Source organism: Streptomyces sp. NPDC059456 (assembly GCF_042750055.1).
Classification (GTDB): domain Bacteria; phylum Actinomycetota; class Actinomycetes; order Streptomycetales; family Streptomycetaceae; genus Streptomyces.
Map to the genome: position 1 here is coordinate 1 of NZ_JBHYVA010000446.1, position 7,197 is coordinate 7,197.

Below are 7,197 nucleotides of genomic sequence, written 5' to 3' on the forward strand. Positions count from 1 at the left end.
CCCACCCCTAAAACAAAATACTCTCTGCGGGGGCCGTCTGTTTTGTTTACACCCCACCGCTTTCTCCCACACCCCCCCCGCAAAAACCGGGGCGGCGACCCCCCCCCCCCCGGCGCCGCGACAAGATGATCAGCACACCGGCGCCGATACCGATCAAGCGGAGATTCATTCGCCGAAGATAGCGACGCGGGAATGGGGCGCGGAGATCCCCGCGCCCAATTCCCTTGGAAACTCGTCGCACCGACACCCGTACGAGTGATCGGCGAGTGCCCGGCACCTCGGTACGGCCACCCGCCGCATCCGCCGAATGCGCACCGGACGTGCGCACCGTGCGTGATCAGTACGCGAGCCGGCTGCCCCCGCCGGAGGCTCCGCTGCTCGCCTCGACCAGTGCGTCCACGACGGCCTCGACGTCCGGCAGCCACGGGCCGCCGCCGGTCTGCGCGGGCTCGCGCTCCCACCGCACCTGCCCGCCGGCGGACGCGGGGGAGGGCGGGAGCAACAGGTAGCCGCCCTCGCCGTGGAAGCGCAGCGCGGAGGGCACGTGATCCTTGGCGTACAGGAGTTCACCGAGCCGCTCCAGCGAGTACGGCGCGACCAGCAGCGCCCAGCGGGTGGGCGAGGCGACGATCGGGCCGAGCCGCATGCCCTGCGCGTCCAGCCGTACGACGGCCCGCGCGGCCGCGTTGGCCGGCAGGCTCACGGCGCACGGCGCGGACCCGCCGGTGGCCAGCAGTACGGGAGCGGTGGGCCGGTTGGTCCACCACCAGGCCACCATCCGGGGGTCGGTGGTGGCCGCGAGCAGTCCGGGGTCGAAGGGATGCGCGCCGGGTACGACGCAGTCGGGGTCGGGGCAGGCGCACCGGTTGCTGTCGGCGCCGGAGCGGCCGACGCCGGGCAGCACCGGCCACTGCCAGGCGGTGGCGCAGGAGAGCGCCGCGTCGAGGAGGGCCTGGTCACCGCTCTGGCCGGGGGCCGGGCGCAGGGACTTCAGGCGGTTGCGGAGCCGCTGGAGACGCCTTCCGAGGATCTCGCGCATGAGCGCTCGTTCCTTTCCGTTGAACGCCGAGGGCCACATCACACCACGTAACGGGTGTCTCACCACACGTACACGTTTCGCGTCACTGTCCGCCGGAAGCGGGTTCACACGGTTCGTGCAGTTTTCTTACGGGTCCATGAAACGTCCGGCGGGGGCGGAACGCGACCCGCGCCGGTGCCGAGACCGGCTGCCGCCGCTAAGGACGACGACCCGTGCCGGGCGGTTCCCGGCGGCTGCCGGTTGCGCCAACTCGCCCCGGGCACCACCGATTAGGTACCCGGACCCACTCCGACGCCCGACCAGTCGATCGCAAAAACCGTCTGCGTTCAGCATTTTCCAGCCAAGTTCTAGCCTTGGCTGGACAGTGAGTTGCCGCCCCACGGACACCAGGATTCCCACCTGGGCAATGCTGGACATCGATCCTCGTGTGCGTGTAGATGTGGATTCCTTGATGGCGGCGCAGCACGATCTGGGGGTTTGCGATGCTATATGGCGAATCGCACCAGGTGGAAAGGCGGACGCCATGAGCGCCCCGCATCTGCCGAAAGTGGCTGGAATCGATCCAGCAGTTACCGCGGTCCCGCAGACTGCGGCGCCCACGCCCGCCCGAACCGCCCCCGCGCCGACCGCGGCAGCGGTGCCCGGACCGAGCACCCTGATCCAGGACCGGCTGGCGGGGATGGTCTCCGACCTCACCACCCTCCACGAGCTCACCGAGCGCCTGGCCCGCGCCCGCGACCTCGATTCCTCCCTCCACGAGTTCCTGCGCGCCGGGGCGGCCCTCGTCGGCGCCCGGCGGGGCCTGATCGTCCTGGAACCCTCCGACGGGCTCGGCCCGACGACCACGATCGGCCTCGGCCTCGGCCGCGCGGACCTCGGGCACATCGAGACCGTCCCGCGCACCGCGACCTCGTACGGCCGCATCCTCGACGGGCTCCCCGACGCCCGGGGCGGCTCCGACGTGCTCCCCGAACCCGGCACCGGCACCGGCACCGAGACGGGCGCGTACGGCACCCCCGTCGACCCCCGCCACCGCGAGGTCGCCGCGCGGCTCGGCTACGCCGCGAGCTACGCCCTGCCGCTGACCGCCGAGGCCACCGGCCGGCTCGGCGCGGCCGTCTGGCTCTACGACGAGCAGGCCGAGCCGAGCGACCGCCAGCGCGATCTCGCCGGGCTCTACGTCCGGCACGCCGCCGAACACCTGGCCCGGATGCTGGAGGTGGAACGCTCCCGCAGCCGGCTGGCCACGGTCGCCGAGGAGCTGCTGCCCAGCCGGCTCCCCCGGATCCCCGGGGTCCGCCTCGCCGCCCGCCACCACACCGGACCCCGCGGCGGCGGCGACTGGTACGACGCGCTGCCGCTGCCCGAGGGCGCCCTGGGCCTGGCCGTCGGATCCGTCACCGGGGCGGGGCCGAGCGCCGTCGCCGCGATGGGACGACTGCGGGCCTCGCTGCGCGCGTACGCCGTCATGGAGGGCGAGGACCCCGTCGCGGTCCTGTCCGACCTGGAGCTGCTGCTGCGCCTGACCGAGCCCGCGCGCTGCGCGACGGCGCTGTTCGCGTACTGCGAGCCCGGCCAGCGCAAGATCATCCTGGCCGGTGCGGGGCACGCCCCGCCGCTGCTCATCGGCGACCACCGCACGGAGTACGTGGAGACGACGCTCTCCGCACCGCTCGGGATGCTGTCGTGCTGGGAGGCGCCGAGCGTGGAGATCGAACCCGCGCCTGGAGAAACGGTGCTGCTGTACACCGACGGGCTGCTGCGGCGCACCGGCGACCCCATGGACCGTGCGTACGCGCGGCTGCACGCCGCCGCCGCAAGCGTGCCCCGAGCCGTCCGGGACGACCCGGCGGCCGTCTGCGACCACGTCCTGCGGACGGTCCTGCCCGCCGACGACCCTGCGGTCGCACCCGCCGCACCGGCCGGCTCCGCGGGCGCCACGACCGGTTCCGCCGCCACCGCCGCCATGGCCGCCATCGAGGACGGGGTGGAGGACATCGTGCTGCTCGCTGCCCGTTTTGACTGATTAGTCACACCCGCCGCCGGGCGTCTTCCCCTCGCACATACGATGGATGCGGCCCATACCCGGTCCTGTCGTAGCTGAGGAGAAGACGTGGCTGACGAGCTCACCCCGGAGACCCCGGAAGAAGAGCAGCCCCAGAAGAAGCACAAGCAGCGCAAGAACGGGCTGTACCCGGGCGTCAGCGACGAACTCGCCGAGAACATGCGCACGGGCTGGGCCGACACCGAGCTGCACGGGCTGGAGCCGATCCCCCAGGCCGCGCACACCGCCGCCCGCCGCGCCGCGCTGTCCGCGCGCTTCCCCGGCGAGCGCCTCGTGGTGCCCGCGGGCCGCCTCAAGACCCGCTCGAACGACACCGAGTACCCCTTCCGCGCCTCGACCGAGTACGCCTACCTGACCGGCGACCAGACCGAGAACGGCGTCCTGGTCCTGGAGCCCTCGGGCGAGACCGGCCACACCGCCGCCATCTACCTGCTGCCGCGCTCCGACCGCGAGAACGGCGAGTTCTGGCTGTCGGGCCAGGGCGAGCTGTGGGTCGGCCGGCGCCACTCGCTGGCCGAGGCCGAGCAGCTGCTGGGCATCCCCGCGCGGGACGTCCGCAAGCTCGCCGACGAGCTGGCCGAGGCCGAGGGCCCGGTGCGCAACGTGCGCGGCCACGACTCCGTCATCGAGGCCGCCCTGACCGACAAGGTCACCAAGGAGCGCGACGAAGAGCTGCGCGTCCACCTCTCCGAGGCCCGCGCCGTGAAGGACGACTTCGAGATCGGCGAGCTCCAGAAGGCCGTCGACTCCACCGTCCGCGGCTTCGAGGACGTCGTGAAGGTCCTGGACAAGGCCGAGGCCACGTCCGAGCGCTACATCGAGGGCACCTTCTTCCTGCGCGCCCGCGTCGAGGGCAACGACGTCGGCTACGGCTCCATCTGCGCCGCCGGCCCGCACGCCTGCACCCTGCACTGGGTCCGCAACGACGGCGACGTCCGCTCCGGCGACCTGCTGCTGCTCGACGCCGGTGTGGAGACCCACTCCCTCTACACCGCCGACGTCACGCGCACGCTGCCGATCAACGGCACGTACACCGACATCCAGCGCAAGATCTACGACGCGGTGTACGAGTCCCAGGAAGCCGGCATCGCCGCCGTCAAGCCGGGTGCGAAGTTCCGCGACTTCCACGACGCCTCGCAGCACGTCCTCGCCGAGAAGCTCGTCGAGTGGGGCCTGCTGGAGGGCCCGGTCGAGCGCGTCCTGGAGCTCGGCCTCCAGCGCCGCTGGACCCTGCACGGCACCGGCCACATGCTCGGCATGGACGTCCACGACTGCGCCGCCGCGCGCACCGAGGCGTACGTCGACGGCACCCTGGAGCCGGGCATGTGCCTCACCGTCGAGCCCGGCCTGTACTTCCAGGCCGACGACCTGACCGTGCCCGAGGAGTACCGGGGCATCGGCGTCCGGATCGAGGACGACATCCTGGTCACCGAGGACGGCAACCGGAACCTGTCGGCCGGGCTGCCCCGCGCCTCGGCCGACGTCGAGGCCTGGATGGCGCGCCTCAAGGGCTGATGCGGCCCGGCCTCCGGGCCGCCGCCTCCGGTGGGCGGGATCTCGTACGCGAGTCCCGTCCATCGGCGTGTCCGGGCCGCGCCACCGGCTACGACACCTTCAGCAGCGCTCCCTCACGCCATTTCAGGATCTTGTCGAAGCTGACCACCGCGCCCCGGCCCGGCCGGTTGCGGAGCCTGACGTGGTCCGCGAGCTCGGCGATCAGCCACAGTCCCCGGCCGTGCTCGCTCTCCGACGGGTCGGAGGGGCCGGCCGGCGGGGGTCTGTGCCCCGCGACCGTCGCCGCGGGGAAACCCGGACCCGAATCGGTCACCTCGATGCGGCAGCAGTCCCCGTCCAGGTACGCCGTGACGCGGTAGGCCGCGCACGCCTCCGCAGCGGATTCCGCGCCGCCGCCGGCCCCGGCCGCCGGACCGCCGTGCTCCACCGCGTTCGCGCACGCCTCGCTCAGTGCCACCGACAGATCGAAGGAGATGTCCGGGTCCACCCCCGCGGTCTCCATCGTCCCCAGCAGCAACCGCCTGGCGAGCGGCACGCTCGCGGCTTCGCGCCTCAAGTGGAGAGACCACCAGATGCTCATACGGTTACCTATTGCCGCCCGGGGCGGGGCGTAAGCCCCCGGCGGCCGCCACAGCCCTCATTCGGCCGATGGCGACACGTCGAAGACGTTGTGTATGGGACGGAAGCACCCGCGGCGAAGCCTCGTACGGGGGCACTCACGACGTTCCGGACCTGCCGTATGGGCGGTGTGAGGGCAGTGCGATGATGGCCCGGCCATGACTGCCCCCCACGCGACGCCCGCCGGAGCCGGCCTCCGGCTGATCCGGGCCGCGGTGTTCACCGCGGTCTGCGTCGTGCTGTCCGCGGCCGGGCACGCGCTGGCGTCCTGCGCCACCGTGCCCTGGTGGGCCCTCGTCATCGCCTTCCTCGCCGTGTTCGCGGTCGCCGCGCCCCTCGCGGGCCGCCGGCGCTCGCTGCCCGGCATCGCCGCCGGGCTCGCGTTCGGCCAGCTCGCACTGCACGCGGTGTTCGGCCTCGGCCAGCAGAGCACCGCCGCCGCCCAGGCACCCGCCGCGACCGACACCTCGCTCGCGGCGCTCGCGGCCCGGCTGGTCTGCGGGGGCAACTCCGTCCCGCTCAGCCCGGCCGACGCCCGGCAGATCCTGGAGACCGCCGGACTGGACCCGGCTGCCATGGCCGCCCAGGCCGCGGAGCAGGCCCACGCGGGCCACGCCCACCTGGCGCAGGCCGCCGCGGCACCCGCCACCGGCCTGTTCAGCACCGGCATGCTCGTCGGCCACCTGCTGGCCGCGCTGGCCGCGGGCTGGCTGCTGGGGCGTGGCGACGCCGCCCTGTTCCGGCTGGTGGAGCTGTCCCGCACCTCCGCCGAAGCCGGGCCGGTGCGTCCGCTGCTCGCCGCGCTGGCCTTCGTACGCGCCCTCGGCGCCGGGCTCGCGGGCACCCGCGCCGGTGCCCCGCAGGCCGCCCGGACGGCCGCCGAACCCGCCGCGCACACCGGCCGGGAGACGCTCCAGCACACGGTGATCAGGCGCGGGCCGCCCCGTACGGCGCTCGCCCTCGCAGCCTGACGCGGCACCCTCCCCGGAACACCCGGTGGAAGCACGGTGCCGCGAACTCCGCGCGCGCCCGTGCGCGGACCCACCGTCACCCTGCCTCTGTGGAGTTGTCACCACCATGAAGACCTCTCGCGTCTCCTTCGCCGCCGCCCTTGCCGCCGGCACCGTCCTCGTCCTGTCCGGCACCGCGTTCGCGCACGTCAGCGTGCAGCCCGGGGACGCCGTCAAGGGCAGCTACGCGACGATCAACTTCAAGGTCCCCAACGAGCGCGACAACGCCTCGACGACGCAGCTGGAGGTCAACTTCCCGATCGACCAGCCACTGACGTCGGTCATGCCGCAGGACATCCCCGGCTGGACCGTGACGGTCGAGAAGAGCAAGCTCGACAAGCCGCTCACCGTGCACGGCAAGCAGGTCAACGAGGCCGTCACCAAGGTGACCTGGAGCGGCGGCAAGATCGAGCCCGGCAAGTTCCAGCAGTTCCCGGTCGCCGTCGGCAAGCTGCCCGACAACACCGACCAGATGGTCTTCAAGGCGATCCAGACGTACGACAACAACGAGGTCGTCCGCTGGATCGAGGAGACGAAGGAAGGCGCGGCGGAGCCGCAGAACCCGGCTCCCGTCCTGAAGCTGACCGCGGCCAAGGCCGCCGCCACGGACGACCACCACGACGACAAGGGCGCCGCCGCGGCCGACAAGGGCCACGACGAGGCCACCGGCAAGACCTCCGACACGACCGCGCGCGCCCTCGGCATCGCGGGCATCGTCATCGGCCTCGGTGGCGTCGCCTTCGGTGTCGCCTCGCGCCGCCGCACCTCCTGACCCCCGCGGCCCCCGGCCGCACTCCCTCGTTATTCCCTCGTTCAACCTGCGGCGGCCGGCCCGTCCCCCCCGCCCGCCCCCCCCCGCGCGCGGCCCGGGCTCCGCGGGGTCCGCGCCGCCCGGTGCGCGCCGCCCCCCGCCCCGGCGGCACCCCCGTCCCCCCCCTCCCCCGTGCGGG

The 7,197-nt window shown here is 73.3% G+C and carries 6 protein-coding genes; 4 read left to right on the plus strand and 2 right to left on the minus strand.

All coding sequences use genetic code 11. The features are described 5' to 3' along the window. Nucleotides 1-337 precede the first annotated feature (337 nt). The gene (locus ACFXA3_RS29775; protein WP_385191664.1) at nt 338-1,039 is read right to left on the minus strand and encodes a bifunctional DNA primase/polymerase; all 702 of its coding nucleotides are present in this window, start codon (nt 1,037-1,039) and stop codon (nt 338-340) included. A gap of 406 nt (nt 1,040-1,445) precedes the next feature. Between ACFXA3_RS29775 and ACFXA3_RS29780 the strand changes: the two genes are divergently transcribed. After that, nucleotides 1,446-3,065, plus strand: coding sequence for a PP2C family protein-serine/threonine phosphatase (locus tag ACFXA3_RS29780; RefSeq protein ID WP_385191665.1), 1,620 nt, complete (start codon nt 1,446-1,448; stop codon nt 3,063-3,065). Between the two features lie 87 nt (nt 3,066-3,152). Further along, nucleotides 3,153-4,619: an aminopeptidase P family protein gene (locus ACFXA3_RS29785; RefSeq protein ID WP_385191666.1), complete on the plus strand. Its 1,467-nt coding sequence runs from the start codon at nt 3,153-3,155 to the stop codon at nt 4,617-4,619. 88 nt (nt 4,620-4,707) lie between these two features. Here ACFXA3_RS29785 and ACFXA3_RS29790 read toward each other — a convergent pair whose 3' ends face one another. Continuing rightward, entirely contained in the window at nt 4,708-5,199 is a 492-nt protein-coding gene (locus tag ACFXA3_RS29790) for an ATP-binding protein (protein ID WP_385191668.1), read from the minus strand. A 196-nt stretch (nt 5,200-5,395) separates the two neighbouring features. Here ACFXA3_RS29790 and ACFXA3_RS29795 point away from each other — a divergent pair, with 196 nt between their 5' ends. Then, complete coding sequence (locus tag ACFXA3_RS29795; RefSeq protein WP_385191669.1) at nt 5,396-6,208, plus strand: hypothetical protein; 813 nt, start codon at nt 5,396-5,398, stop codon at nt 6,206-6,208. A 106-nt stretch (nt 6,209-6,314) separates the two neighbouring features. Further along, the gene (locus tag ACFXA3_RS29800) at nt 6,315-7,019 is read left to right on the plus strand and encodes a YcnI family protein (protein ID WP_385191670.1); all 705 of its coding nucleotides are present in this window, start codon (nt 6,315-6,317) and stop codon (nt 7,017-7,019) included. Nucleotides 7,020-7,197: the final 178 nt, after the last annotated feature.